This is a genomic window from Pantoea leporis, from assembly GCF_028048155.1.
Lineage (GTDB): Bacteria > Pseudomonadota > Gammaproteobacteria > Enterobacterales > Enterobacteriaceae > Pantoea > Pantoea leporis.
The window spans coordinates 259,677-286,085 of record NZ_JALMEU010000002.1 but is presented as its reverse complement, the minus strand read 5'-3'; the positions used below and the strand labels follow the sequence as shown (position 1 = coordinate 286,085).

24 protein-coding genes and 1 pseudogene are annotated in these 26,409 nt (G+C 51.6%); 12 read left to right on the top strand and 13 right to left on the bottom strand.

What is annotated here, in order from left to right; all coding sequences use genetic code 11:
- Positions 1-82: 82 nt before the first annotated feature.
- Both MWH02_RS08495 and MWH02_RS08490 read left to right on the top strand, forming a co-directional pair.
- Complete coding sequence (locus MWH02_RS08495) at positions 83-622, top strand: GNAT family N-acetyltransferase (RefSeq protein WP_271460337.1); 540 nt, start codon at positions 83-85, stop codon at positions 620-622.
- A 70-nt stretch (positions 623-692) separates the two neighbouring features.
- Positions 693-1,047 (top strand): annotated as a pseudogene (locus MWH02_RS08490) (IS30 family transposase); the annotation flags it as partial.
- A gap of 179 nt (positions 1,048-1,226) precedes the next feature.
- Here MWH02_RS08490 and MWH02_RS08485 read toward each other — a convergent pair.
- On the bottom strand, positions 1,227-1,712 hold the full coding sequence (locus MWH02_RS08485; RefSeq protein ID WP_271460336.1) for a hypothetical protein: 486 nt from the start codon (positions 1,710-1,712) through the stop codon (positions 1,227-1,229).
- A gap of 477 nt (positions 1,713-2,189) precedes the next feature.
- Positions 2,190-3,212, bottom strand: a complete 1,023-nt coding sequence (locus MWH02_RS08480) for an AraC family transcriptional regulator (RefSeq protein WP_271460335.1) — start codon at positions 3,210-3,212, stop codon at positions 2,190-2,192.
- A gap of 66 nt (positions 3,213-3,278) precedes the next feature.
- Between MWH02_RS08480 and MWH02_RS08475 the strand changes: the two genes are divergently transcribed.
- Complete coding sequence (locus MWH02_RS08475) at positions 3,279-4,481, top strand: MFS transporter (protein WP_271460334.1); 1,203 nt, start codon at positions 3,279-3,281, stop codon at positions 4,479-4,481.
- 186 nt (positions 4,482-4,667) lie between these two features.
- Here the strand turns inward: MWH02_RS08475 and MWH02_RS08470 are convergent, their stop codons facing one another.
- The gene (locus MWH02_RS08470; protein ID WP_110868449.1) at positions 4,668-5,192 is read right to left on the bottom strand and encodes a phenolic acid decarboxylase; all 525 of its coding nucleotides are present in this window, start codon (positions 5,190-5,192) and stop codon (positions 4,668-4,670) included.
- 587 nt (positions 5,193-5,779) lie between these two features.
- Between MWH02_RS08470 and MWH02_RS08465 the strand changes: the two genes are divergently transcribed.
- Both MWH02_RS08465 and MWH02_RS08460 read left to right on the top strand, forming a co-directional pair.
- On the top strand, positions 5,780-6,166 hold the full coding sequence (locus MWH02_RS08465) for a hypothetical protein (RefSeq protein WP_271460333.1): 387 nt from the start codon (positions 5,780-5,782) through the stop codon (positions 6,164-6,166).
- Positions 6,163-6,339, top strand: a complete 177-nt coding sequence (locus MWH02_RS08460; protein ID WP_271460332.1) for a hypothetical protein — start codon at positions 6,163-6,165, stop codon at positions 6,337-6,339. Before MWH02_RS08465 ends, MWH02_RS08460 begins: the two co-directional genes overlap by 4 nt.
- Positions 6,340-6,496: 157 nt before the next feature.
- Here MWH02_RS08460 and MWH02_RS08455 read toward each other — a convergent pair whose 3' ends face one another.
- Positions 6,497-7,099 carry a LysE family translocator gene (locus tag MWH02_RS08455; RefSeq protein WP_271460331.1) on the bottom strand — a complete coding sequence of 201 codons (603 nt, stop codon included), beginning with the start codon at positions 7,097-7,099 and terminating at the stop codon, positions 6,497-6,499.
- A 300-nt stretch (positions 7,100-7,399) separates the two neighbouring features.
- Here MWH02_RS08455 and MWH02_RS08450 point away from each other — a divergent pair, with 300 nt between their 5' ends.
- Positions 7,400-7,876, top strand: coding sequence for a GNAT family N-acetyltransferase (locus MWH02_RS08450; RefSeq protein ID WP_271460330.1), 477 nt, complete (start codon positions 7,400-7,402; stop codon positions 7,874-7,876).
- Between the two features lie 155 nt (positions 7,877-8,031).
- On the opposite strand, the gene MWH02_RS08445 is transcribed toward MWH02_RS08450, so the two are convergent.
- From MWH02_RS08445 to MWH02_RS08425, 5 genes are all read right to left on the bottom strand, one after another.
- A complete protein-coding gene (locus MWH02_RS08445) occupies positions 8,032-8,379 on the bottom strand; it encodes a CDI toxin immunity protein (RefSeq protein ID WP_271460329.1) in 348 nt (115 codons plus the stop codon).
- Positions 8,380-8,683: 304 nt separating this feature from the next.
- Positions 8,684-9,520 (bottom strand): SANT/Myb-like DNA-binding domain-containing protein, encoded by an 837-nt coding sequence (locus MWH02_RS08440; RefSeq protein WP_271460328.1) that lies wholly within the window; start codon positions 9,518-9,520, stop codon positions 8,684-8,686.
- Positions 9,521-9,524: 4 nt separating this feature from the next.
- On the bottom strand, positions 9,525-11,099 hold the full coding sequence (locus tag MWH02_RS08435) for a hypothetical protein (protein WP_271460327.1): 1,575 nt from the start codon (positions 11,097-11,099) through the stop codon (positions 9,525-9,527).
- Positions 11,100-11,114: 15 nt separating this feature from the next.
- Complete coding sequence (locus MWH02_RS08430; RefSeq protein ID WP_271460326.1) at positions 11,115-12,587, bottom strand: OmpA family protein; 1,473 nt, start codon at positions 12,585-12,587, stop codon at positions 11,115-11,117.
- A gap of 225 nt (positions 12,588-12,812) precedes the next feature.
- The gene (locus MWH02_RS08425; RefSeq protein WP_271460325.1) at positions 12,813-13,289 is read right to left on the bottom strand and encodes a hypothetical protein; all 477 of its coding nucleotides are present in this window, start codon (positions 13,287-13,289) and stop codon (positions 12,813-12,815) included.
- Between the two features lie 72 nt (positions 13,290-13,361).
- Between MWH02_RS08425 and eptA the strand changes: the two genes are divergently transcribed.
- Positions 13,362-15,005, top strand: coding sequence for a phosphoethanolamine transferase EptA (gene eptA / locus MWH02_RS08420; RefSeq protein WP_271460324.1), 1,644 nt, complete (start codon positions 13,362-13,364; stop codon positions 15,003-15,005).
- A 33-nt stretch (positions 15,006-15,038) separates the two neighbouring features.
- On the opposite strand, the gene MWH02_RS08415 is transcribed toward eptA, so the two are convergent.
- Entirely contained in the window at positions 15,039-15,815 is a 777-nt protein-coding gene (locus MWH02_RS08415; RefSeq protein ID WP_137386993.1) for an ABC transporter ATP-binding protein, read from the bottom strand.
- Between the two features lie 194 nt (positions 15,816-16,009).
- Between MWH02_RS08415 and MWH02_RS08410 the strand changes: the two genes are divergently transcribed.
- From MWH02_RS08410 to MWH02_RS08400, 3 genes are all read left to right on the top strand, one after another.
- Positions 16,010-17,083: an ABC transporter substrate-binding protein gene (locus MWH02_RS08410; protein ID WP_271460323.1), complete on the top strand. Its 1,074-nt coding sequence runs from the start codon at positions 16,010-16,012 to the stop codon at positions 17,081-17,083.
- A 10-nt stretch (positions 17,084-17,093) separates the two neighbouring features.
- Positions 17,094-18,101 carry an ABC transporter permease gene (locus MWH02_RS08405; RefSeq protein ID WP_271460322.1) on the top strand — a complete coding sequence of 336 codons (1,008 nt, stop codon included), beginning with the start codon at positions 17,094-17,096 and terminating at the stop codon, positions 18,099-18,101.
- 111 nt (positions 18,102-18,212) lie between these two features.
- Positions 18,213-19,262, top strand: a complete 1,050-nt coding sequence (locus MWH02_RS08400) for a PLP-dependent cysteine synthase family protein (RefSeq protein ID WP_271460321.1) — start codon at positions 18,213-18,215, stop codon at positions 19,260-19,262.
- 66 nt (positions 19,263-19,328) lie between these two features.
- Here MWH02_RS08400 and MWH02_RS08395 read toward each other — a convergent pair whose 3' ends face one another.
- Positions 19,329-20,387 carry an ABC transporter substrate-binding protein gene (locus tag MWH02_RS08395; RefSeq protein WP_271460320.1) on the bottom strand — a complete coding sequence of 353 codons (1,059 nt, stop codon included), beginning with the start codon at positions 20,385-20,387 and terminating at the stop codon, positions 19,329-19,331.
- A 200-nt stretch (positions 20,388-20,587) separates the two neighbouring features.
- Between MWH02_RS08395 and MWH02_RS08390 the strand changes: the two genes are divergently transcribed.
- On the top strand, positions 20,588-21,736 hold the full coding sequence (locus MWH02_RS08390; RefSeq protein ID WP_271460319.1) for an acyl-CoA dehydrogenase family protein: 1,149 nt from the start codon (positions 20,588-20,590) through the stop codon (positions 21,734-21,736).
- Between the two features lie 122 nt (positions 21,737-21,858).
- Here MWH02_RS08390 and fhuE read toward each other — a convergent pair whose 3' ends face one another.
- Positions 21,859-24,054, bottom strand: coding sequence for a ferric-rhodotorulic acid/ferric-coprogen receptor FhuE (gene fhuE, locus MWH02_RS08385; protein WP_192412832.1), 2,196 nt, complete (start codon positions 24,052-24,054; stop codon positions 21,859-21,861).
- A 528-nt stretch (positions 24,055-24,582) separates the two neighbouring features.
- Between fhuE and MWH02_RS08380 the strand changes: the two genes are divergently transcribed.
- A complete protein-coding gene (locus MWH02_RS08380) occupies positions 24,583-24,984 on the top strand; it encodes an H-NS family histone-like protein (RefSeq protein WP_101761355.1) in 402 nt (133 codons plus the stop codon).
- A 208-nt stretch (positions 24,985-25,192) separates the two neighbouring features.
- On the opposite strand, the gene MWH02_RS08375 is transcribed toward MWH02_RS08380, so the two are convergent.
- Complete coding sequence (locus MWH02_RS08375) at positions 25,193-26,392, bottom strand: aminotransferase class I/II-fold pyridoxal phosphate-dependent enzyme (RefSeq protein ID WP_271460318.1); 1,200 nt, start codon at positions 26,390-26,392, stop codon at positions 25,193-25,195.
- Positions 26,393-26,409: the final 17 nt, after the last annotated feature.

Genomic DNA, 26,409 nt, shown 5'->3' with positions numbered 1-26,409 from the left:
ATATTGCGCAATAAATTGCGCCGCTACGTTATGAGCGTTGTAAAATATCGTTGTGGAGTAATCTGAATTCTAAAGGTGAAAAGTGACCGCTAACCTGCATCTCGACACGCCCAGACTCACTTGCTCGCAGATCGCGGAAGACGACTGGGACTTCTTCCGTCAGCTCCAGCTCTCGCCTCACGTCATGCATTACGTCGCCGATGCAAAATCCGATGAAAAAATTCACGCCGATTTTACAGCAAGATTGCCGCGCTGGTCGCCATTCAGCGCGCATTGGCTGTGTCTGGTGGTGCGGGAAAAACAGTCAGGCAATCGCCTCGGCGTTAGCGGTTATATTCATCGGGAAAAGGACTGCGCCGAAGTCGGCTTTCTGTTCGCACCTGAAGCGCAAGGCAAAGGCTATGCGCACGAGTCGCTCCGCGCGATTTGTGACTATGCATTCAGCGACGGCGGCATTCGAAGCCTAAGCGCTACCGTCACCGCAGGCAATACGCCCTCACGGCGGCTGCTGGAAAAAGTCGGTTTTGTATTAGAAGGTGAACTGCGGGAAAATTACTGGCTGAGAAATGCGTGGCATAACGATTGGCTGTTTGGGTTGTTGCGCGAGGAATATGGGTTGTAGTGCAGGTGTGATCAACTCAGCTCGGGATCAAGGTTATTTAACGAATTAGCCATATTTAACCCGACCAAACATAGAGATGTCTACTAACTCCTATATCGTCACCCACGTTGAACGCCATTCCCGCTTTGTTATGCTGTCCAAAATCAGCGACAACAAAACCATAACTGTTGTATCTGCACTCATCAAACAAGCGCGGAATTACCAGCTGAGCTTTTATAAAACACTAACATGGGATCGAGGCGCCAAACGACCAGCCACGCTCGATTTACGGTAGCGACAGACATTTGGATTTATTTCTGTGGTCCTCAATCTCCCTGACAGCGTGGCTCAAATGAAAATACGAACAAGCTGGTCAGACAATATTCCCAAAAGGAACTGACTTTGGACGCTCAAGTTATTCTGTCCGATCCATAATATTTCGCGAATCAGTAAATGAAGTCGAGGCGGTTTGGTGCGATTTTTAGATGCATTCTAAATAAGCTGCAAAAAATTCTCAAGAAATGAATCGTCAAATATTATCAGCCTAACTATTAAGAACGTTACAAGCCAGGCGTAATATCCCACTATGGAAAACTGAATATGAGCTTTTGAACGATCATTTATGTTAATTATAAAGCCTTTTTTGTTGGGAACGCTGCCTCCGCTCGTCATACTCCTTCGCTTTTTCCTTATGCCACATATTGCTGCATCCTGGATCGCTAGGGGTAAGACAATAGTGAGTTTTATCATCTTGAGACTCACTTTTCTCCCAAGATAGTTTTGGCGTTACCTCTGTGGTCCAGGAATAATCCTTCGCTTTTTCCTCATGCCACATTTTGCTGCATCCTGGATCGCGAGGAGTAAGACAATATTGGGTTTTATCAACTTGAGACTCACTTTTATCCCAGGAAAATTGTGGCGTCACCTCTGTTGACAGCGAATAGTCCTTCTTATCAATGTCATACATCAAATCTGGTGAGGCCGTTGCTGAAACACCATAAAGTAGTGATATAAATGGGGCATATGCATATTTTTTTAAGCATGACATATTCGTTATTCCTTTAAACGTAAATTCGTTTAACTTCAATTTAGAAGCCCAGGTTCCTGACACGACTAGAAGCATGAGTAAAGTAACGTAAAATGTAGAACTGTCGATTATATCCCCATTACTGGGGAAGACCCACTATACATATTTTTTTAAGCATGACATATTCATTATTCCGTTAAACGTAGATTCGTTTGACTTCAATTTAGAATCCCAGGCTCCTGATTTTAAGATTCGTTATCGCATCGTAAAAATCGTGCTTTCCTACATGGACGAAAAAGCATATTCGGAAAGAATGTTTAGTGACAAAGTCAGTCAGATCAGAATTAATCATCTTGCTTGATTGCGTAATTTCAAAACCACCAGCATCTGTAAACGTTATGTCAGTTCTTTGCTCATTACAGACAGCCGCTTCTTACAACCAGCAACTTTGTGCCAGAAGTAGACATTGCAAAATTTGCGATCCGTAGAATGATGAAAAGTCGTTTCCGCTCAGTTTTTAAGGTCTTCTACATTCAATCCAGCAAATGACAATAATAGCATTCACTCACTTACTGTATTAACGCCTCTCGCTGTTCGCTTACGCATAGCGCCCGGCGGATACCCATTAATGCGCTTGAACGCTCTGCTAAAGGCTGCCTGCGAGGCATAGCCGAGGCGAAGCGCTACGGTGTCAATTGAGATCTTATCGTGAGTAATCCAGTGACCCGCGATGCGCATTCGCACTTCCCTTACATAGCGCTGCGGAGGTATGCCGATAATTGATTTGAAGCGTTCAGCAAAAACAGAACGTGATACATGCGACTGGGCAGCAAGCTCGGCAACAGACCACTCCCGGCTTGTATCACGATGAATCGCCAGAATGGCACGGGCAAGTCGTGGATCACGTAACGCAGCGATTAGACCAGCGGCGTTCTCGCTGCCGTTTTCGATCCATCCACGTACAATCATGGCCGCCGCCACTTCTGCGAGGCGTGCCAGAATGCCCGCGAAGCCCGCGCGTCCGGAACAGATTTCAGATTTCATCGCGCCCAGAACGGGAACCAGCCCCGGATAAATCTGTTCATTTGCCTCAACCACGATGGCTTGCGGCATCAGTTTACCCAGGCCCTGCATTCCACCAAGATCGAACTCCATACAGCCATAAAACAGAACCGTGCTGGGCGTCGGATGCGAACTCGGGCAGGTATTAATTCCGCTGACGGCCTCGCCTAAAGGAGCAGAGCCGAACGTGTCGATATGTTGAAATGAACAGCTGACATCCGATAAAAGCTGATGCTCCTCGCCCTGCGGCATGAATACCATGCACCCGGCTTTTAGTTCGTGCAACGTACCATCGTGTGTGCGCAGCACAGCAGTACCCACTGCGATGTAATGAAAATAGGCATGTCCGGGTCTGCTGCTGAAACCGACGCCAAACTCAGAGCCCGTCTGTAAACGACGGTACTGCACGCCACGCAGACGCATTTCCAGCAGCAATTCACTGATGAGTTCGGATGACAGGGCAAAGTGTTTATTCACATGCATAACCGGAGTTTCGGGTAAAAAATCAGGATGTGGCATCATAGATCGTCCAGCGGCTCAACTCTAGACTTGGAGTTATCATTTTTTCTCCAAAAAAAAGAGTGTTTTATGAGAAACGAAGCAACTGAAGCTGCATCCGTTAGTTTGAACAGTGCGGAACCCAAAGAATCCGCATGGATGGCCGTTATTTCACTGACGATGGGCGTGTTTGGCTTGCTGACTGCAGAATATCTTCCTGCCAGCCTGTTAACACCCATGGCCGCGGATCTTGGTGTAACCGAAGCGCTTGCTGGTCAGGCTGTGACGGTGACAGCTGTGGTGGCCCTGTTTGCGGGTCTGATGGTTCCCCGCCTGACGCGTAATTATGATCGCCGAGCTGTTTTGCTTGGTTTTACCGTGCTGATGATCGCCTCCAACCTGCTTGTCGCACTCTCCTCCAGTCTGGCTGTTCTGCTGGTCATGCGCATTTTGCTAGGCATCGCGCTGGGAGGCTTCTGGAGTATGGCTGCTGCCGTAGCTATGCGGCTGGTCCCTGCAAAAAGCGTCCCGCGTGCTCTCTCCATTATTTTTAGCGGTATTGCTGTCGGTACCGTGGTTTCGATCCCGCTGGGGAGCTATTTAGGTGGGCTTTATGGCTGGCGAAGTGCTTTTATCGCTGCAACCGCAGTTGGCCTGCTGACACTGCTTTTCCAGCTGTTTACGCTTCCTGGGATGGCTCCGCGTAAAATGATGATTACGGCATCCGTCATGGATTTACTCCGCCGCCCAGGCATTGCGGTGGGAATGACGGGGTGTCTGATTGCCCATACGGGCCAATATGCGCTGTTTACCTATATTCGTCCGGCTCTTGAAAATATCGTTCAACTTGATGTGGATCGTTTGTCTTTGATACTGCTTGGATTTGGCGTCGCTAATTTTATCGGTACGCTGCTGGCCGGGTGGCTGATGGAGAAAAGCCTGCGTCTTACCCTGATACTAATGCCAGCACTTGTTGGTTTAGCGGCATTAAGCATGATTTTGCTGCCACTTGAGGAAGCAGGATTGATATTATTCGTCGCGTTGTGGGGGATGGCATTTGGTGGCGTACCCGTTGCGTGGTCAAACTGGGTAGCGCGTTCCGTTCCCGATCAGGCTGAAACCGCTGGCGGCATGGTAGTCGCAGCAGTTCAATCCTCAATTGCTGCGGGTGCTGCGTTGGGAGGATTACTTTTTGGTCTCAGCGGCGTAACCGGTGTTTTCATTACCGCGGGTTGCATAATGTGTTTTGCCGCGCTGGTGATTGCACTAAAAGTGAGGGTCGCGCTGAGCTGACCACTTCCCTTATTAAAGACGTTTAAATAAAGGCCAGCTGAACCATTTGGCTGGCCTGAAAAAAGTAGCGAGGTTTCCTGGCTCTTCCGCTCACTTAAAATCTCTACTACTCTGTTCGGCACCTCAGCGTCCAAATGAATTGGCTTTGAGGTGTCAGTGTAATGAAGCAGTAATGTCCGGAATTAATTATTTCCCATCGAAGAAATTGTCCGGAAGTTGACCTGGGGGCATATTAATAACAGCATCATTATCAGGCCCTTCATTTTTCATATACGTGACCCTGGCAAATTCGGGTATCACAACATAGGGATATGCCGGTCCTTCATCGCGAAAGCGATGCATATCCTCAATGAACTCATTTTGATAACAAATTGTTTTTTCAGGATGTTGATTTTCACCTGCAATCCACTGAGGAAAGAAGATGGTGCCATGAATGATCTTTCTTTCAATATCAAATAACAGGCTCACACAGGTTCCTGTCGGCTCGTGCCAGTCGACTTTATAAATGCCAGGTGCGAACTGCACGGCATTCATTTTTTGATTTGTCACCCAACGACCACCTACCAACCCCTGATGAATCCTGTAATCACACGTATTGTCATTACGCGCATACCATTCATATTTCCATCCGTTATCATAGGTATAGACAAAATGCGTCCCTACAAAGGCGGATAAGTCTTTTGATATATCATTAACTGATTCACTTGACATAACGACCTCATATTTTCCGATATAGTGGCAAAGTGTGGAATGTTACTTGCTGCACCCGCGTAATCTAAATACTGTAGTATTACTAAGTGAGCATGTTATGAAACAATGCGCAAGCATTTGCATATCAATTATTTACATAATATTAGCATTTAGATGACAGATACAAGTCATTTGCTTAGGAATAATATAGCCACTTTGCATGAGTTTTCCATAATGATTAACCATTTTATAATGCTTAATAGTTTGACTCAGTCGAAAAATGAATAAAAAAGTTAACCGTATGTAATAAATTGCCGGTTCGCCTTCAAAATGTAACGATTAAAATTAGACTACTTATCAGTATTTTGCACTACCTTAAACCTGTCTCTTAGGATTTAAATTTGCGAAAGTAAATTATAAAGCTACCCTGAGATAAGCATCAAACGCTGACGTTTCTTCTAACTGAATAATCACTCTTCAGGCAGAAAAATATGCCTGAGTCCTAAGAATTTTCTCTGCAGGATATATTTCTATGGATTTGATTCATGAAGTTTTTCGATTATCACCGGAGCTGGCGCTTTTTCTTTCTCTCGCTGTAGGCACGTGGATTGGTAAATTCAAACTGGGCGCATATTTGCGCTGGACAAGAGAATTGCGGTCGCCATCGCAAAACTGAACTTGATCCAGCACAGCTCCAGCAGATGCAGGGGAATGTCGCGGTGCGATATGCGTTGACATACATCTTCGGCTCCCTGAGTACCATCATTATCCGCGTTAACATTCTTGCCAAAATTATGGGGCGCTCTATTCGTCAAGACGCAATAAAAGCTGAACAGGGACTGATGCATGGCGCAATCATACTGGCGCCAGGACAGATGCCTGCTTTACCTGAACTGATAGGTCGGGTGTTTCTGGCAGGAGCGGCCGCGAGCAGAAGCATTGCTCAGATTAAAGCGTTAGCTAACCCACTTTCCCGGTTACCGTTAAACGCATGAAACGCGGCGATAAAGTGATCGCCGTTACGCCTGACATGCCGCTTAATGACAACGACATTCTGTTACTTGTGGGCCGCCGCAAAGGCATCGTTGCCCTCGCCTCCACGCCGGGAAAAAAGCTGAATGCAGAGGATGGGCCGGAAATGCCCATGAAGACATCTGAAGTCTTTTAGATGGTATCAAGCGCGGAAGTCCCTGACAGGAAATTTGCCTTTGCCGGCCTCTGGCCTGCTGCGCGATCTGGGCGTGGCAGGATTCGTTGCCGTGGTTGGTTTACAGTGTGGCCTGCGGGCCGTAGAGACCATCAGGAACAACGGTATTTCTATGGAGTTAATAGATAAGGTTGTGCAGAGAAAAAGCAATGAGCATTATCCCGCCGACAATGTTGACGTACTTTTTCAGCATTCGCGGGTTAGTTTTTTTGGCTGAGAATACGAGCGTTTGAGTGATTGCAAAAAGCCAGATACTCATAACCACTATATGAACTGATGCCAGTATAAGGTAGTTGTAAACGCCACCCTTCGCGCCTGCGAACTGTGAAACGACCGTCAAATAAAAAAGGATGGCTTTAGGGTTCAAAACATTAGCCAGCCAAGCCTCTTTTAAAGTCACGGAATGCTTTGCACCAGTAAACCCGCCTGAATTTACCGTTATCCCACTCCGGATAAGCATCGCGCCTAACCAAAGCAGATAGACAGTTCCGGTTACTTTAAGCACAGCAAACGCTGCTGACGACGAGATGAGCACTGCCGTGATACCAAACCCTATAAAAATTGCATGGGTATATATGCCCAGAGCGGTTCCGGCGAGGGTTCTAAATAAACCTTTGTTACCTCCTGTCAGAGCACTGTTCATAACGAGATTGAAGCTCGCTCCGGGAGACAGGGCAACAGGGAGTAAGGCTGGCATAAAGCCCAAAATGTTCATATCCATAGATTCTGGATAGTAATTGGCACTCTCTGAAATTGCCAGTGCAAGCGTTTCGCATCTAGGCAATGTTCAGCTAAGCAAAAACGGGGAATCTTTTTGACTAAAAGTCCGCTCTTCGCTCATAGCGACCTCAACTCAGTTAGCTTGTCCGCTTCGTGTCAGTAGCGGACATTGAGTATCACTTTCATGTAATCGATCGGAAGTGTTGTTATTCCATAAACGAATAATTTGACGTTACACTGGTATTGGCGCTATTAGTATGGTCCTTTCTGTCTGTATGACTTCCTCAATAAGGATTAAAAGATGGTCTCGTTTCGCTCAATGACAGAAGAAGAGTACTCTGCTTATCTGGAATATTTTATTCCTGATTATGCAATTGAGATAGCGTCAAATTATAGAATGTCTAAAAGTGATTCTCTAACGATGGCCAGGCAGGAAATATCAAAGTTGCTTGCGGAAGGAGTGAATACGCACGGGCAAATTTTACTGTCCATTTTCGCGAAATTAGATGTATTTGAGAGGCACGTAGGCTATCTCTGGTACAAACCAGACGCGGCAATGCGCACAGTATTTATCTATGATTTTCATATTTTTAATTCACTTCAGGGAGGGGGATTGGGTAAACAGGCTCTTCGCGCTTTTGAAGAGGATCTTCAGGATAAGGGTTTTAAAGAGATTAGACTACGCGTAGCTGGAGATAATGCTCGTGCTTTCCATGTATACGAGAGCAGCGGTTTTGGAGTAACGGGTATCAATATGAGCAAGTCAATCGTGCGTTAGGATATTAAATAACAGAATCAGCAATTGAAAACTACGCCTGCTTTCGTTCGCAGCGGACCTTCAGTTCAGTCCGATGGTCAGCTACGTGCTAAAAGCAGACATTGCTAACATCGGAATGTACTAATATGCGGGGTTCTGGCCAGAACTTCAGCGAATCACTTTCGCAAACTAAACCGTATAAAATCGTGAGGAAATAATGGTTGCATCATTAAATTATCATTAAATATAAAGACATTAGATGATATGGAGATAACATCGTAGATATTATCGACAATGAGTTGTAGATGCGTTTTGAACACAGGAACATTAGCATCATCCGCTATGACAAATACAGTTTCATTACCTAAGCCGCCCCCATTAAACATCTCATCAGTAATTTCATGATCGCTGAATTCCATTTCATGCCACATAATTTTACCGCTATGCCATGGATATTGATGAAAAATATGCATTACCTTACTCAAATCATCTCCTTCCACAACATCAAAATCTGCCTTGAGCAATTCCTTTCATTCTTCAAACAATGTCATGTCCACTCCCTTTGTGGCTGTTTATTTCTAGCATAACCGCCTAAAAGATTGTCAAAAAAAATTATGAATTTACGCTCCTCATTCATAGCGGACCTTGCCATATTCATAAATTCTTTCAATGCCAGATGCGGGAGATGTTAAAGCGCTTTACCCAGATCAACGGTGAGCAGATGAACATGGGTAATTCACCCTAAAACCATTATGGTGACGAAGTCGCGACTCATATTCACTGCCCTAACCTGACGTTGAGGCAGTGAATACATCGTTTATGAGCAACTTATTGCAAATCTACATTCAACGCCGGTGCACCAAAACTAACTAACTCTGCATTCGACGCAGTAAAATAGTCGCGCCAGAATATCTCCAGTTGCTGAATGATTTTCCCTGAGCGATAATTATTTTTCGCGTCGGTATCAATCAATCCTGCACCTGCGACAAATACCTTAGCGCCAGCAAAATCCGCTAACAAATTCTGCTGTTTAACCTGCTGCAACGCTTTCTCAGGCGAAAGCAAACGCAGCGCGTTATTGCGGTAGAAGCTATCAAAAGCGCTGTTTTCCAACATATCGGAGATCAGAAACAGAGTGCGTGACGCGTTTTCATCCTGCTCAAGATCGTGACTAATGCGTTTCAGGCTATCGAGGATCTCGCTTTTAGCGATGTTATCGCCCTTCTCAGCGAAACTTTTTGCCATCAACCCACCCATTGCGCTCGCGAAATATTGCTTTTGCTCACTCAGGCATTTGTCGAGGTTCTTCAAACTCTCCATGCCTTGATTGTCGCGGATTTTCTTGTCCGTGAGTAACGGTTCCAGATGCCCGTCAAATAAGCGCTGCATGAAATTGTTCTGCAGCAACGCCGAGAACTGATACAGCACCACATGATCGCCGGGCTGGCTAAAACGCATGATCTGCTGCCAACTGGCATTTTTGATCTGTAGCGGCACCTTAACCGTTTGGTCAATAATCACCACCAGCTCACGACCGCTGTTGGCAGGGCGATATTGACTGAGTTTGGCATAGTCATAACAGCTCGGAATATCGTTGCGATCCGCAGTCTGCGCCAGGGCACTCACCCCGGCTAACAGCAGCAAACACCATTTGCTGATCTTCACCTGATTACCCTCTGGCCTTATTAAGCACGCGCTGCACTTTACGACGACTGAGCAGTGCTTCCATTGGCAGACCCAAATCCTCAGCCACCAAACGCAGTTCTTCATCATCTAAGGCTGTCAAATCGCCCAACTCCGCGATGCGCGCCTTTTCATCGGCGTTAGCAACAGGTGCCGTTTGCAGTGCCACCGGTGCAGGTGTTGGCGTTGTAGGTTCAAATACTAAAGCCGGTTCTGGCTGATGTACCGGTCGCTCTTGAGCAACGGTTGCGCGCGTGGCGTTAAATTGCTGATGCTGATCGTCAGCCAGTGCTTTATCGCGCTGCTTACCGCGCACGTAATCGTCGAAGGTCCGAACATCAGTTTGTGCAATGCTGGCGCTACTGGCGCGTTGCATCGCCATACGATTCTGCAAGCTTGCCAGTTTATCCTGCGCATCACGCTCTACGCGCTCACGGCGCATGGCGTACCACGCGGCAAACTCTTCAGAGCTACTGAAATTACCAATATATTTCGCCGCCAGGCGCGATTCGATGCCGACCAGAGAACGGTAATAACCAATCAAAATACCGATAATCTGCACGCCAATGAAAATCACCGACAAAATAATGAAGGTCAATTTGGAGGCGAACACGCGGTTGTCACTGACCTCTTTCGCCGCTTGTTTATCAGCCAGCTGATTATCTTCCACCGCTTGCTGTGGCAACTCAAAAGGTGAAGCGTTGCTCGCCGCGCTGGTTTGGCTGAACGGCGTGCCATTAACGGCCTGGGTTTCGGCGGCATTAATGGTTGCCGCACGAATGAAATAGGCGCCTACCGCAAAGGTGACGATCAGCAGCAGCGTCACAACCGTTTGTACATATTGCGGTTTTGCGCCAATACCGTGGTTCACACGGTTGAGCATTTGCAAATAGCTTGGTGCGTCATCGTCAATGCGGCTGTTTTCCAGCGAGACGCGGTTGTCTTTGACCAACGCCTGCGCATGGCCTTCCAGACGCGCTTCTTTATGCCAGTAGCGGATTTTGCTCAGCAGCGTATTTTTGTGTAACTGCGTGCCCATTAAATGCGTTGCGGGCACTAAAATCACACCAATCAGCACCGAAACCACAATCGCCGACAGCTCCGCCTGGTTCGCAGAGATGTTGTTGGCAATGAATGGCGAAAGTACCAGCGCAAAGATAAAGGCCTCCAGAATGACGAGGGCGATACTGCATAACCACAACACCACGCTGGTCGGTTTGCGGCCCCGCTCATCCACTTTGTTCAGATAGTTAACGCAGCGCAGATAAAAATCGGCATCGCGGTTTGAAATGCTATGAAATTGATAAAACTTGCCACACAACGCTTCTTCTGCCGGATGCCAGATGCGTCCGCCGGTGCCCGCACGGCGAGATTCATGGCTACGCGACAAACGGGTGATGTGGCCAAAGAGCGGTAGGGAACAAAACAGGTTGAGAAAGAAGTAACGAACTTGATCCCACCATTTGATCACGCCAAGTGTTAGCGCCAATAGCCCGAAAAGCGGCCAGAAGATGTAGCGATAGGTGGCGATCGCCTGCATTAAGGTATCTAAAATTTCCATAAGAGTGTTATCCGTTTATAAACGCTGAGGAGCGTAATTGGCCAGCCACGGCTGACGATGATTGCTATAAAAGAGCTGTCCTTGTTGCGCAGGCTTGCCCGATTTCGGCAGCAAGAGGTCGACGCACGAGATCGGTTGTTGCTGGGCATCGGCGATGTAGACGCGGTAAAGAATGCTGTCTTCACCTTCCCAACTGTTGGCGACACTTGCCATGCCTTGTAGCGCCTTGCGGTTGCCCTGCGCATAATTTGGCGTGATGAGCACTCGTGGGTTTTGCGTTACCACGGCACCCTCTTTGAGAACAAACACTGGCGTCAATGTCACCAGGTTGCCATTCACCAATCCAGCCCACGCGCGCCCGTTCATATTGGGCAGATATTCCCGCGTATCATGCTGATCGATCGCCTTACCGCTGGCTAAATTCTTAGCCAGCCCACTGACGCGGGGAAGATCGGTGAGACAGCTACCGCTGACACTGCTGGCCTGCGCCTGACTAATCAGGCTGAAACCTTGCGACAGCGGCTTTAAGTTGCTGGCGAGACCCGTAACCTGTGCGCTGGTGGGCTTGCCACCAAAATCGACAAAGTTAACGGGATTGCTCTCAGCAATGGCTTGAGTAGGTTGGGTCACCACTTCCGGCGCTTTTACTTCAGCGCTTTTTGTCGCAGCCTTCTTACTCGCTATACGTGGTGCCGCCTTGGTGGTTGAAGTACGCGCCAGCGTATTTTCAGCAGCAGAGCTGTGGCGCAAATACAGCGGGTTATTGCTTTCCAGCGCCAGACGCTGGCGTAACAGTGCTTCATTCGCCAACGCCACGATTTCAACCCGGCGGTTTTGTGCCCGACCCGAGAGGGAATCGTTATCCGCCAGTGGACGTGAGGAACCGACGCCCTGGAAATAGAGTTGGCTGGCTTTAATGCCACTTTGCTCCAGTACCAGCCCAACGTTGCGGGCGCGCGCTTCAGAAAGTTGCTGATTGTGTTCGGCTTTGCCCGTGGCGTCCGTATGTCCCACCACCAGCAAAACATCGCTGGAGGATTGCTGGCCGCCTTTCATCGCTGTGGCAATTTTTTGCACCTGACGCATGCCGCTGCTGGTCAGTTCTGCACTGTCGATGGCGAACATGGTACCGTCCTCAACTTGTGCAACAATCCCAACCGGCTCCTGCTTGCTGTTCTCCTGCGCCTTAAGCGCCTGAGTGCTGATGCGAATTTTTTCTTCCTCGGCGACTTTAGCCAGCGCCTGTTCACGATTCTGCCAAACGTTCCCGACCACGCATCCCGCTACGCCGCCTGCCAGTCCACCCACCAGGGCTTTCCTGGCGTCGTGAGTCACCAGATAAGTGATGCCGCCACCCAGTGCGGCACCGCCGATACAACCGGCAGCGGTACCGTAATCACGAGCAAAGTCATTCATTGAGGCACAACTGGAAGTCAGAGAAGCGGCGATCAGCACGGATGCAGCTTTTTTAGAAATGGGTAAATTCACATCAAATCCTTGATTGAAAAATCCTCTGTCGTGCGGAGGAAACAATGATTAATGGTTGAGGCTAATTGATAAAAAAAATTCACAGGTTTGTATCGGCAGCAATGCCGATGACTTTAGACCTCAGTGGAGAACTTCTTCTATTCAAGGAGATAGAGGATTAAAACGGATTGACGCAGGAGGAAGTGATGAAATTACGTTAGTAATATTATCTAATCACCGCGCGATTTATCGCGCAATAGGTGTTTGATGAATATGGACACGCGTGGCAAGTTTGACCAAACGCCAATCCTGATGGCCGTTAATAATCGGGTTCGCCTGCGCTTTTGCCGGCTCGACCGCCGGTTTGCCGTTTTGCGTTTTCTGCTTCAGGATGCGCAAGCGATTATCGGAAAGATCTTCGATCAACCATGCATGCAGCACGTCCAGACGATCATCGCTGCCCCACCCTGGAAATCTTACGTTAACCACTTCTGCGCACAGAATCACGCGCAGGTGTCTTATCTCGGCGGGAATTTTCACGGCGTCACCGATGCGGCTTTGAATGCGATGGGACGCGCGCGCCGCCGCTGGAGATTCAGGCTTCACCAAAACCGTGGCGTAGCATGAAAGAACGCACCGCGATGCCGGGCATCGCTGGTTGCGCGAATTATTGTTCACCACGGTCAGCCGCAATGATGCTGTCTGAAGATAAATCTGCCTCAAAGGATTCAGCCTAAGGTTGACTTAACCTTTATTTCTTAATCTGGCGCCATCTTCACTGTTACGGATGGACCAATGACGTTTTCGCTGCGCAAAAGACCGACGCTAAGTCGGCTGACGTTTATTTCGCTATTTTCAATTTATATTGCGGTGTTCCTGAATATTGCCTTTTATCGTCAGGTGATTGCAGCGATGCCGCTTGATACGCTGCACACGATATTCGTCTTCGTCTCAATGCCGCTGGTGGCATTTAGCGTGATCAGTATTATCGCCACCCTCGCCTCTTTTTTTTGGCTTGACCGGCTTATTCTTGCGCTGTTCGTATTAGTGGCGGCGGCTGCGCAATATTTCATCTGGACCTTCGGCATTGTTATTGATCGCTCGATGATCGTGAATATTCTGGATACCACACCGTCCGAGTCCTTTGCTTTATTGTCGCCTAAGTTAATTATCACGCTGGGTGGCAGCGGCCTGCTCGCTGCCCTTTTGGTATTCTGGATTCGAATTAAACATAACGAACCTCTGTGGAAAAACATCGCCAAACGCGCCGCGTCAATTGTGGTGTCGGTCATCTGCATCGCCCTGGTGGCGACACTTTTCTATAAGGATTACGCCTCGCTGTTTCGTAACCAAAAAGAGCTGATCAAGTCGCTCAGCCCGTCGAACTCCATTGTGGCGACACTTTCCTGGTATCACCACAGCCGCACCGCCAATTTGCCGCTGGTGAAAATTGGCTTAGATGCCAAACAAAAGCCGCAGATGCTGGCGGGTGCAAAGCGCAATCTGACGATTTTGGTGGTGGGTGAAACCACGCGCGCGGTGAATTTCCAGCTTAATGGTTATGGTCGCGAAACCACGCCGTTGCTGGCGAAAGATGACGTCTCTTATTTCCCTAATACGCAATCCTGCGGTACTGCTACCGCGGTCTCGTTGCCATGCATGTTCTCGAATATGCCGCGCGCGCATTATGACGATCAGCTCGCTGAACATCAGGAAGGTATGCTCGATATTATCCAGCGCGCCGGCGTGCAGGTTTTATGGAATGACAATGACGGCGGCTGTAAAGGTGCCTGCGATCGTGTCCCGCATCAGGATATGACCAGCCTGAATCTGCCGAATATGTGTCACGATGGGGAATGTTATGACGAGGTATTATTTCACGGTATCGAGGACTCTATTAAAAACCTTAAAGGCAACGGCGTGATCGTACTGCATACCATTGGCAGTCACGGCCCAACCTATTACAACCGTTATCCTCCGCAGTTTAAAAAATTCACGCCGACCTGCGATACCAATCAAATTCAGGATTGTTCGCAACAGCAGCTGGTGAATACCTACGACAACACCATTCTGTATATCGATTACATTGTCGATAAGGCGATCAATGTATTGAAGGCGCATCAGGATCAATACACCACCAGCCTGGTGTATTTATCGGATCACGGTGAGTCGTTGGGGGAGAATGGCGCTTATTTGCACGGTATGCCGTATGCGATTGCACCAGATGTGCAGAAACATGTGCCGATGCTGATTTGGCTGTCACCAGATTACCAGCAGCGTTATGGCGTGAGTAAACGCTGTGTCGATAAACAAGCGGCGCATCAGGGTTATTCGCAGGATAATCTGTTCTCCACCCTGCTGGGATTGACGGGGATTCAGACCAGCGAGTATCAACCTGCGGATGATATTTTGGTCGGTTGCCGGATCGTGCAGGGTTAAATGCCAGAAGGTCGCCATGAATGGCGACCCACATCACGCAGCTACCCGATCCGCCCCCAACAAATCCAATATCCTGCTGCGCAGCGCCACCAGCTGCGGATCATCGCGACGGCGCGGCCACGGCAGATCCACCTCGATCACATCCACCACTTTCGCCGGTCTTGGGCTGAATACCACCACGCGATTCGCCATCACCAACGCTTCTTCAACATCGTGCGTCACCATCAGCGTGGTGAACTGCTGCTCCTGCCACAGGTCGACAATCTCCTGCTGCATCCGCAACCGCGTCAGGGAATCGAGCTTGCCGAGCGGTTCATCGAGGATCAGCAAACGCGGCACGTTAACCAGCGCGCGAGCCAGCGCTGCACGCTGCGCCATACCGCCCGAAAGCTGATGTGGCCACGCGCGAGCAAACTGCCTGAGGCCGACGCGATCCAGCATCGCGTTAATGCGCTGTTCGCGCACCGGCCGGCTCTCCCCACGAATCTGCAAACCGAGACCGACGTTGTCATAGACGGTGCGCCATGGATAAAGCGTGGGATCCTGAAACACCACCACGCGCGACGGATCGGGCGCGGTTATCGCTTTGCCCTCCTCCGCCAGTAACCCGCTGGCGGGCGGTTCGAGGCCTGCCAGCAAACGCAGCAGCGTCGATTTGCCACAGCCGGACGGCCCCAGCAGCGCGACAAATTCACCGGCCTCTACCTGCAAATTAATATTCTCCAGCACCGGTAAATCTTCGCCTTCTAAGGTGAAGTGATGATTCACCTTCTCAATCGCAATATTAACGCCCGCCGAAGTGGTAGCCATATTTTCGCTCCTGCTTGATTTGCTAAGAAATAAAGCATAAGCCTCGCCTTTCCCACATCGAAATAGCCATTTCGGCAAACCTATCCGCAAATATTCATAATGAAAAACTGCATGATGTCATGCGGGATTGTTATTTGGTCGCGCTAATTGCCTTTGCCATAGTGCCTGTGAACTTTATCTACAAGGAAGACAGGATGGCATTGCAACAATTCTCTCTGAGCCGCCGCGCGTTATTACGCGGGCTGGGTCTCTTTAGTGCCGGCATGGCGGTGAATCCGTTGCTGAGCAGCAACGTGTTTGCCGACGAAAAATCCCTCAAAACCATCAAGCTGGCCTGGGGGCAAACCGCAGTGTGTCAGTCACCGATTTCGGTGGCGCTGAAGCAAGGCTTCTTTAGAAAGTACGGCTTGAATGTTGAGCCGGTGAACTTCAGCGGCCCCACCGATGCGCTGTTACAGGCGATTGCCACAGGTCAGGCCGATGGCGGCATCGGCATGACGCTGCGCTGGCTGAAGCCGCTGGAGCAGGGTTTTGATGTGGATCTCACCGTCGGCACGCACGGCGGCTGCATGCGTTTACTCGCGCCGCAAAATAGCGGCATCCGCGATGTGAAAGATTTGGTGGGCAAATCGGTGGCGGTCAGCGATCAGGCCAGCCCGATTCGTAACTTCTTCGCCATTCAGCTGGCGAAACAGGGCATCGATCCCGATAAGCAGGTCAACTGGCTGCAATATCCGCCCGACCTGTTTGGCGAAGCGCTGCGCAAAGGCGAAGTGCAGGCGCTGGCTACCGACGATCCACAGGGCTGGCTGCTGAAGAAGCAGCACAACCTGGTGGAAGTCGATAACAACCTGAAAGGCGAATACGCCAACCTCACCTGCTGCGTGCTGGGCCTGCGCGGCTCGCTGGTACGTGACGATCCCGCCACCGCGCGTGCTATCACTCAGGCGATTGTCGATGCGCAGCAGTGGACCGCCGAACATCCGGACGAGACGGCGAAAATCTTCCAGCCGTTTGTGCCCGGCTCCGTCGCGGTGGAGGATATCGCCGCGATGCTGAAAGAGCACACTCATAGTCATCACTCCACCGGCACGCAGCTGCGCAAAGAGGTGGCGGTTTATATCGATGAGCTGAAAAAAATCAACGTGATCCGCCCGGATACCGATGCGCAGCGCTTCGCCGAACACTATGTGCCGGAGCTGTTGCCGGCGGAATCCGCCCATCAGCACGCCAGTAACATGGCGCACATGAGCAACATGTCGAGTTAAGGAGACGAGAATGGCCAGTGAAACCCTGACGATTGCCCGCAACCGTGATGTGCCGCGCCGCCTTCAACCGGCGGTTTGGGGTGCGCTTCTGCTGTGGTGGGCGCTGGTCGCGCTGATGGTGGCGGTGCCGGATAAGCCGCAGGGTTTTGCCGCCCCGCGCTTTGTCAATGAAACGCACGAGCTGTTTGCCGCCATCGCGCTGCTTCTCACCGGGCTGGCGATTGCCTCGGGTCTGTTCCCGCGACTGACCTTACTTGCGCCGCTCAAACGCAGCGGTCCGTGGCTGATGGTACTGGCGCTGCTGATTGGCCTGTGGGAAACCGTTACTGGCAAACTGGCGCTGCTGCCCGCGCCGTTTTTCGCCCCGCCGCGTGCGCTGGTCGAAGCCTACGCCACCGATTGGCCGCGCCTGCTGGATAGCGTGCTCAATTCGCTGCGTCTGCTGGCCTTCGGCTTTATCTACGGCAGCGTGGTTGGCTTTATTACCGGCGTAGCGATTGGCTGGTCGCGCGGCTTGGGTTATTGGGTGCATCCGATTCTGCGCTTCCTTGGCCCGGTGCCTTCTACCGCGCTGCTGCCGCTGTCGCTCTACTTCTTCCCGTCAAGCTTCTCGGCGGCGGTATTTCTGATTGCGCTGGCGACCTGGTTCCCGGTGACGGTGCTAACCTGGTCGGGCGTTTCCAGCGTTGATGCGCGTTATTACGATGTGGCGCGCACGCTCGGTGCCAATTCGCTGTTCCTCGTGTTGCGCGTGGCGGTGCCGGCAGCGCTGCCGCACTTGTTTGTCGGCCTGTTTATGGGTTTGGGCGCGTCGTTCTCGGTGCTGGTGGCGGCGGAGATGATGGGCGTGAAGTCCGGGCTCGGCTGGTATCTGCAGTGGGCGCAAGGCTGGGCGGCTTACGCCAATATGTACGCCGCGCTGATTGTGATGGCGCTGCTGTTCTCTTCGCTGATCTCCCTGCTGTTCCTCGTGCGCGATCGCCTGTTGTCATGGCAGCGCAGCGCGGTGAAATGGTAACGACATACATTGCGTAATGAATTGCGCCGATCCGGTATGTGCACCCATCCGTAGCGGCGCGATTTATCGCGCAATCATTCAGGCTCATCTCATCTATTTATGAGGTCGATTATGGCTGCAAAAATTTCTGCTTCTATCACTGAACTGATTGGCAACACGCCGCTGCTGCGCCTGTCTCGCTACGCACAGCAACACGATATTCAGGCCGATTTGGTCGCCAAAGTCGAACTGTTTAATCCCAATCACAGCGTGAAAGATCGCATCGCCCTCAGCATGATTGAAGCCGCCGAACGCAACGGCATTATTCAGCCCGGCGATACGCTGGTTGAAACCACCAGCGGCAACACCGGCATTGGGTTAGCGGCGATTGCGGCGGCGAAAGGCTATAAGTTCCGCGTCTATATCAATGATTTCGTTAGCATCGAACGCAGCCAGATTATTCAGGCGTACGGTGCCGAAGTGGTGCCGTTCAGCACCATTGAAGGGTTCAAAGCGTTTTACGATGCCAGCAACGGCGATTTCGTCGCCGCCACCAAATGGCTGGCCGAGCAGGTCACCGCAGCGGAACCGGAAGTGCACTTCCTGCTGCAGCTGGATAATCCGGCCAATCCGGCGGTGCATGAGCGCACCACCGGGCCGGAGATCTGGCGCGACAGCGGCGGCGAGCTGGATATCTTTATCGCCGCCGTCGGCACCGGCGGCACGCTCTCCGGCACCGGACGCTATCTCAAACAGCAGCATCCGGAATTACAGGTTATCGCCGTGGAGCCGGGCGTGGGTTCACAGCCGAGCGAACTGCGTCCGGATCCACTGGAAATTACCGGCGTGCATGCGTTTAGCAACCAGACGCCTGAGCGTATTCCTGCCAATCTCGATCACCGCGTTTACGATGAAGTGATCGCGGTGGAAACCTGGCAGGCGTATACGGCGGCGCGGCAGCTGGCGCTGAGCGAGGGCGTGCTGGTGGGGGATTCGTCCGGGGCGGTGTTGTGGGCGGCCCAACAGGTTGCAGCGCGACCGGAGAACCGTGGCAAGCGCATTGTGGTGTTGCTGGCCGATGGCGGCAGCAGTTATTTAACCACCCAGCTGTTCGCGCATCAGGTACCAGCCGAATCGCTGAAGCTGGCGAGCGCCGTGCAAACCTCCAGGAAAATCGCCTGAAAATAATGCGCGATAAATCGCGCCGCTACAGAGACCTGCATGTATTCGTAGCGGCGCGATTTCATTTTAAACCAGCACGTTGCTGGTAATCCCCTTAGCAAACAACTGCGGATCGGTTTCCGGTCGTAACACGTTGATCGCCTTTAAATCGCGCGCATACACGTCGATCTCATTCACAAACGCGTTCCCCACCGAATAGTGTCCGTGCGTATGGGTTTTCAGCACGCTGGCGATCTCTTGCGGCGTGGTGTTGAGTGCCTGGCCGTTAAACTCGCTGCCAATCGCTTCCGGGTGTTTGGCCGCATAAGAATGCGCCTGCAGAATCGCGTGGGTGATCGCTGCCGCCACTTCCGGCTGTTCGCGAATCAAACTGCCGCGCGTGCCCACCACACAGCAGCTCAGTCTGGCGTACTCGTCCATTAAGTTGGTGCCAATCTCGCGGTAGCCTGGCTTCTGGGTTAAGCGCCACATCACCGGATCGGAACCGCTGGCGGCCTGAATCTCGCCCTTCTCCAGCACCATCGGCAGCAAATCCTGCGGGAACACGCGCCAGTCGACATCGGTATTGGGATCGACGCCGTGCTTTTGCAGCATCAGCGAGAAGAAGTTTTTATCCGCGCCCGCCATGTCGGTGACACCAATGGTTTTGCCTTTCAGTTGCTCCAGCGTGGTCGGCCCGCCATCGCGCGCCAGCAGGCGCATACAGCCGCCGTGCGTGCCGGCGGTGAGTTTGACGTCAAAGCCCTGCTCCAGCGCTTTCAGCCAGCGCAGCGCCATGCCGATGGCAGCTTCGGCTTTTCCGGTGGCGATGGATTCCAGCAGCAGTTCGGTGGAGTTGCCGAAGTTAACGAACTCCACTTCCAGGTTGTGCGCTTTAAAGAAGTTATGCTGATCGGCCACCACTACCGGCGCAAGGCAGATGGCGTTGAGATTGACCGCCAGACGCACATGCGTTGGCTTCGCCAGCGCCCATTTTCCGGGGCCATCTTGCAGTAAATCGCCGGGCATCTGCATGCCCGCCATATGATCATCGGCAAACACGCGGCCCGGTAACGTTGCCGCCATCGCCGCTGCGGCGGAATATCCCAGAAAATGCCGACGGGAAACTAAATAATTATTTGGCATTAAATGACTCCCAAAAATAAATGCAGGTGAAGGTGTTGACCCTAATTAATGGCTCGCGCAGAAACAGCCATTGCAAATTAACACTTCCACCGGCGGCAGAATTATGCCGATTCCGCATGTATATAGCCGGTTTATTGCTTTTACAGCGGTGGCAGAACAGGAAACAATTAAGCCTGATTTAATAAGGGGATTAATAACGCATGGCAAATAACCCGCCCTTTCTGGCTGAAATATTGCCGGTGATTATTCAGGCCTTAGAAAAAGACGCTGAAGAAGTTGATCGCAGCGGCGAATTTCCTAAAGCGGCTTTTAGCGTGTTGCGGCAGCATGGCTTGCTGCACTTTGTATTGCCGACGGCGTCGGGCGGCAGCGGCGGCGATCTGCTGGCAAGCCAGGCGATTATCCAGGCCGTGGCGCGCGGCGAACCTTCTGCAGCGCTGATTCTCATCATGCAGTATCTCAACACGCGTCGCCTCGACGACAGCTCAAACTGGCCAGACGCGGTGCGCCGCAAGGTGGCGGAGAGCGTGATTCGCGACGGTGCGCTGATTAACGCATTACGTGTCGAACCCGAATTAGGCACGCCCGCGCGCGGCGGATTGCCCGCCACCCGCGCACGCCGCACCGCTGAAGGCTGGCGTATCAGCGGTGAGAAGATTTACTCCACCGGCAGTTATGGACTGAGCTGGTTTCTGGTGTGGGCCCGCAGCGACGATGCCGATCCGCTGGTCGGCGGCTATCTGGTGCCGGCCAACGCGCCCGGCATCCACATTATTGATGAGTGGGATCACCTCGGCATGCGCGGCACCTGTAGCCATCGTGTGGTGCTGGACGAGGTGCTGATCCCGCTCGATCACGCGGTCAACGTTGCGCCGTGGAGCACGCCGCGACCCGGCCTCAACGAAGAGGAATCGCTGTGGATGGCGGTGCTGCTCGGTTCGTTGTACGACGCCATTGCGCATAGCGCACGCGACTGGTTTATCGCCTTTTTGCAGCAGCGCGTGCCGGCCAATCTTGGCGCACCGCTGGCATCATTGCCGCGCTTCCAGGAGCTGGTTGGCCGCATCGATACGCTGCTGTTTACCAGTCAAACTATGCTAAGCAGCGCCGCCCACGGCCACGTCGCCAGCGGACATGCCGCACAAATCAAACAGGTGGTAACCGAAAACGCCATTCGCAGCGTGCAGCTGATGGTGGAAAGCATCGGTAACCACGCGCTGACGCGCCACCATCCGTTACAACGTCACTTGAGAAATGTGTTGTGCGGTCGCATACATACGCCGCAGGACGACGCCATTTTCACTTCCGTGGGCAAATCCGCCCTTTCTGCTGAGAGGAGTACATCATGACGCTGGAATTTATTGGGCTGGAGGGTAATCAGAAGAAATGCGGGCTGCCATAAAAAAGCCAGCTTAAGGTGATTTGACGGGGTTATTATAGGGTGCGCCTGACACGCACCCTAAATTTTGATTTAAAAACGATACGTCGCCGAGACGGAGAAATTACGTGGATCGCCGTACACGATACCGCCGTTGCTGACATTGGTGTCGTACTCTTTGTCGAACAGGTTGTTGATGTTTGCCTGCAGTGAGACGTTTTTGGTGACGTCGTAGCGTGCGAACAGATCCACCACCGAGTAGCTGCCCTGACGTGCGCGCCAGGTGCCTTCGCCGTCTGGACCGCCAATGTCGCCGTAGGTTTTCGACTGCCATGTCACGCCACCACCCAGGGTCAACTGATCCAGCATCGGCAAGCGATAGCTGGTGAAGAGGTTGAATGAGGTGCGTGGCAGCTGAGAATTGTAATTCTCGCCTTCGCGATCTTCCGCCACATAACTGGTACCGCCGAAGGTCATCTGCCAGTTATCGGTTACCGCACCGTTGACTTCAAACTCCACGCCACGGCTCACTACGCCACTTTTACCCACATAAATGGCATTGCCCGTTTCCGGGTTGGTTTGTCCGGTCGCTTCGCCAACGTTATCCAGTTCAGTGCGGAATACGGAGATCGAGGTAGTCAGGCGGCTGTTAAACCAGTCTGATTTCACGCCCGCTTCGTAGTTCTTACCAATCACCGGCGCCAGGAATCCGCCCGAGGCATCCTGATAATCCTGTGGCTGGAATACCGAGGTGTAGCTGGCATATGCCGACCAGTTGTCGTAGAAGTCCCAAATCACACCACCGTACGGCGTGATGTTGTTCTTCTCCATCTCTTCGCTCAGCGTCTGACGATTCCAGTTGGTATAACGCGCGCCCAGAATCACATGCAGCGGATCGGCCAGCGAGATGCGGGTTGCCAGATAAGCAGATTTCTGACGCACCAGCTGTGTATCTGAAGCCGGTTCGCGCGGATCCCAGTTAGATTCCGGGAAATCGCCGTTGTAGTTATTGAAGTTACCCAGCTCTGCTGATGAGATGTTCTCCCACGAGCTGTAGTACTTGTTGTCCTGACGACTGTAGTTAACGCCAATCATCAGCTCATGCTGACGTCCCAACAATTCGTATGGGCCGCTGGCGAAGGCATCCACCGCATCCACTTTACGTTTGCCGGTGTTATAGCCGGTGCCGCCGATAACCGGATAGCCGGCGTAAGAGGAAGAGCCCGCGCCGGTGGTTTTATCAAAGAAGCCATCGATATACAGCTGTTTGCTGTCGAGGAACATTTCGTTGTGCGTGCCGTTAAGCGTGATGTTCCAGCCGTTATCGAAGTTTTGCTGCAGGTTAACAAAGACCTTTTTGTTTTCTTTGTTGTTGTAAGCCCAGTCTGGCGCGGTGTTGTAACCACGACGCGCTTTGATCTGAGAACCGTCGGTATACCAGCGCGGGGAACCGCTCCACATTGGCGAATCGGTGTTTACCTGGGTAAATTCGTAACCAACCGACAATTTGGTGGAGTCGGTCAGATCAGCGTCAACCACGCCATAAACGAACTTTTTGTCTGCGCCGTAGCGTTCGATAAAGCTGTTTTTGTCTTCATAGCCCGCAACTAGCCGACCACGCACGTTCCCTTCAGGCGACAGCGGTGCAGAGAGATCGGCAACGTAACGCTGCTTGTTCCAGCTGCCGTAGCTGGCGGAAACATCACCGGTGAACTCTTTGCTATCGGCGTGCTTGCGTACCATGTTGATGGAGGCGGAGGGATTGCCCGGGCCAGTCAGCAAGCCGGTGGCACCGCGCACCACTTCGACGCGCTCATACAGCGCCATGTCGCTCTGCGCATCGCCAAGGTTCCAGCGTGAGGCGAAGGCAGTTGGAATACCGTCGACCATATAGTTGTCGATCAGGAAACCGCGCGAATAGTAGTTGGTGCGATCCATATCGGAAGAGACACCGTGGATACCGGTGGTGTTCTTCAGCACATCGTTCAGCGATTGCAGCTGTTGGTCTTGCATACGCTGCTTGCTGACGATCGAAACCGATTGCGGAATATCGCGCGCGGTGAGCGCCATTTTGGTACCGGCACGCGTCACTGGTACGCTGTAATCCTGTGCCGCCTGCTGTTGCTGATCGGCGTTGGCGCTGGCATCCACGTTCAGCGTCTGTTCGGTGTTGGTGGTCTCTGCTGCCTGCGCGATACCCGACGCAACCATCACAGCCAGTAAAGAGAGACGTAACGCACGCTGAGGCGCACTGCCGGGTTTCCTGACGCGCAAATCACTGAAAGACATACGATTCCTCAATCAACTTATCGTTATTTTTTTGCGGCACCGCTGCTGACGTCGGAAAGAGGAACGACAGTAAGGAAGCCGTTAAGAAAGCAAATGAGAAATATACGCATTAAGATTTCCAATGCAAGAAATTGTTACCAGTTTACTGACACTTTTACACTTGGTGAAAAGCCTTATTCTTCAACGAGTAATAGTTGACTTACGTTATTTTCAGGAAGGTTCATGGCGGGGCTTTCGGCAACTATGTGAAATTGAACAGATTCTTATGTGTACGGTAACCATTTATGGCGACCTTCACACGCACCGCATACACACGCATATTAAATCACCCACTATTATTCTCCTTACTCTCCCGCCTCACGTGAATAAGCCAAATAGCTCGATAAAGCGTCACGGAATATAAAGGAATCTCTGATCACCCGGATATTTTACAGACAATTCTGCCCACGTTTGATTATTTTAATTTGGCAAAAAATCTCGTAGAATGCTTCCCTTTACACCAGTCAAATAAGTAATAAGGATTAATACATGAGCGATGCACTTAAAGCATTGAACAATCTTCGTACGCTGCGTGCCGAGGCGCGTAATATTGACGTCGCAGCATTAGAAGAGATGCTGGAAAAATTCGCCGTGGTCGTCGCAGAGCGCCGTGAAGAAGCGGAAGCAGAAACTGCAGCTCAGCGCGAAAAAGAAGAAAAGCTGGCGCTGTATAAAGAGATGTTGTTGAAAGATGGCATTGATATTAGTGACCTGGCGCAATTAACTACCCAGGAAAGCAAACCCAAGTCGAAACGTGCTCCGCGCCCCGCGAAGTATAAATTCATCGACGAACAGGGGAACGAGAAATTGTGGACCGGCCAGGGCCGTACGCCATCACCGATTAAAGCCGCACTGGAAGCGGGCGGTTCAATGGATGATTTCCTGATTTAATCGGTGACTTGCTGTACAGCGCATGAACAGTAAAAACGCAGCGTAAGTGCTGCGTTTTTTCGTTATTAATTCTGCGCGTTAATCTGTTTGATATACGCTTTTAAAAAGTCGTAAACATAATCCTGGCAAGCGATACCGGATTGCGCATCATACTTGCCGTTAAGTCAGATAATTTCCCGGAAATATCTGACGTCTTTTACTAATAAGCTTATTTCAGAACCGCACAGGCCTGCGCAATTCTGCGGCCCGCTTCACGCACCGTTTCAATGTCGGTGGCAATCGACAAACGGAAATAAGGTGATAATCCGTACGCGCTGCCCGCCACGCCAGAGACACCGCTTTCCAGCAGATAATTCATCACATCTTGCTCGCTTTCGATCTGCTGACCATCGGGACGCGTTTTGCCTAATAAACCGGCGCAGCGACAGAAAATAAAGAACGCGCCATCAGGATTAAGCACGTCAATTTCCTGCACCGGCTTTAACAGCGCCATAATCGCATCGCGGCGATCCTGATAAGCCGTGCGTTGCGGCGGCAGGAAGTCGAGTCCACCGTTATACGCCGCCACCGCCGCAGCCTGGCTGATCGCGCTGGCACCGGAGCTGTTTTGCGACTGCACCACCACCATCGCGTCGATCAACGCTTTAGGCCCGGCACCGAAACCGATGCGCCAGCCGGTCATGGCGTAGGTTTTCGACACGCCGCCCACCAGCAGAATACGGTCGGCTAAATCCGGCGCAACGTGCAGCAGGCTAATATGTTCACGGCCATCAAACAGAATATGTTCGTAGAGTTCATCCAGCATGATCAGCACATCAGGATGATCGCGCAGCACCGTCGCCAGCGCGGTCAGCTCATCTGCGCTGTACACCATACCAGAAGGATTGCCGGGATTGTTCAGCACCAGCCAGCGGGTTTTGGCGGTGATCGCCTGCGCCAGCTGTTGCGGCTGCAACTTGTATTCCTGCTCCAGCGGACACGCCAGCAGCACCGCTTCGCCGCCGTTGAAACGCACGCTATCCGGGAACGTCGGCCAGTACGGCACTGGCACAATCACCTCATCGCCTTCATTCAGCGTGGCGGCAAAGGCGTTGAAGATAATCTGCTTGGCACCGTTGGCGATGCAAATTTGCGCCAGCTCATAATCAAGCTGATTTTCATTTTTCAGCTTAGCCAGCACCGCTTTGCGCAGCGGCGTGGTGCCGTTAGTCGGCGTATAGCGCGTTTCACCGGCTTCCATTGCCGCCACCGCCGCCTGGCGAATATGCGCGGGCGTGTCAAAATCTGGCTCACCAGTAGTGAGATCGAGAATATCCACGCCCTGCTCTTTCAGCTGGCGCGTCAGTTGACGCGCCGCCGCATTGGCAGAGAGCGACACGGACTGCACACGCTTTGATAAGGTGACCATGTTGAGCTCCTGAATGG

Excerpts from the sequence above, each read along its gene's own strand:
- MWH02_RS08480 (WP_271460335.1), bottom strand. The coding sequence starts at position 3,212 with ATGATGCCACATCCTGATTTTTTACCCGAAACTCCGGTTATGCATGTG.
- MWH02_RS08475 (WP_271460334.1), top strand. The coding sequence starts at position 3,279 with ATGAGAAACGAAGCAACTGAAGCTGCATCCGTTAGTTTGAACAGTGCG.
- MWH02_RS08470 (WP_110868449.1), bottom strand. The coding sequence starts at position 5,192 with ATGTCAAGTGAATCAGTTAATGATATATCAAAAGACTTATCCGCCTTT.
- MWH02_RS08460 (WP_271460332.1), top strand. The coding sequence starts at position 6,163 with ATGAAACGCGGCGATAAAGTGATCGCCGTTACGCCTGACATGCCGCTT.
- MWH02_RS08455 (WP_271460331.1), bottom strand. The coding sequence starts at position 7,099 with ATGGATATGAACATTTTGGGCTTTATGCCAGCCTTACTCCCTGTTGCC.
- MWH02_RS08450 (WP_271460330.1), top strand. The coding sequence starts at position 7,400 with ATGGTCTCGTTTCGCTCAATGACAGAAGAAGAGTACTCTGCTTATCTG.
- MWH02_RS08435 (WP_271460327.1), bottom strand. The coding sequence starts at position 11,099 with ATGGAAATTTTAGATACCTTAATGCAGGCGATCGCCACCTATCGCTAC.
- eptA (WP_271460324.1), top strand. The coding sequence starts at position 13,362 with ATGACGTTTTCGCTGCGCAAAAGACCGACGCTAAGTCGGCTGACGTTT.
- MWH02_RS08415 (WP_137386993.1), bottom strand. The coding sequence starts at position 15,815 with ATGGCTACCACTTCGGCGGGCGTTAATATTGCGATTGAGAAGGTGAAT.
- MWH02_RS08410 (WP_271460323.1), top strand. The coding sequence starts at position 16,010 with ATGGCATTGCAACAATTCTCTCTGAGCCGCCGCGCGTTATTACGCGGG.
- MWH02_RS08405 (WP_271460322.1), top strand. The coding sequence starts at position 17,094 with ATGGCCAGTGAAACCCTGACGATTGCCCGCAACCGTGATGTGCCGCGC.
- MWH02_RS08400 (WP_271460321.1), top strand. The coding sequence starts at position 18,213 with ATGGCTGCAAAAATTTCTGCTTCTATCACTGAACTGATTGGCAACACG.
- MWH02_RS08395 (WP_271460320.1), bottom strand. The coding sequence starts at position 20,387 with ATGCCAAATAATTATTTAGTTTCCCGTCGGCATTTTCTGGGATATTCC.
- MWH02_RS08390 (WP_271460319.1), top strand. The coding sequence starts at position 20,588 with ATGGCAAATAACCCGCCCTTTCTGGCTGAAATATTGCCGGTGATTATT.
- fhuE (WP_192412832.1), bottom strand. The coding sequence starts at position 24,054 with ATGTCTTTCAGTGATTTGCGCGTCAGGAAACCCGGCAGTGCGCCTCAG.
- MWH02_RS08380 (WP_101761355.1), top strand. The coding sequence starts at position 24,583 with ATGAGCGATGCACTTAAAGCATTGAACAATCTTCGTACGCTGCGTGCC.
- MWH02_RS08375 (WP_271460318.1), bottom strand. The coding sequence starts at position 26,392 with ATGGTCACCTTATCAAAGCGTGTGCAGTCCGTGTCGCTCTCTGCCAAT.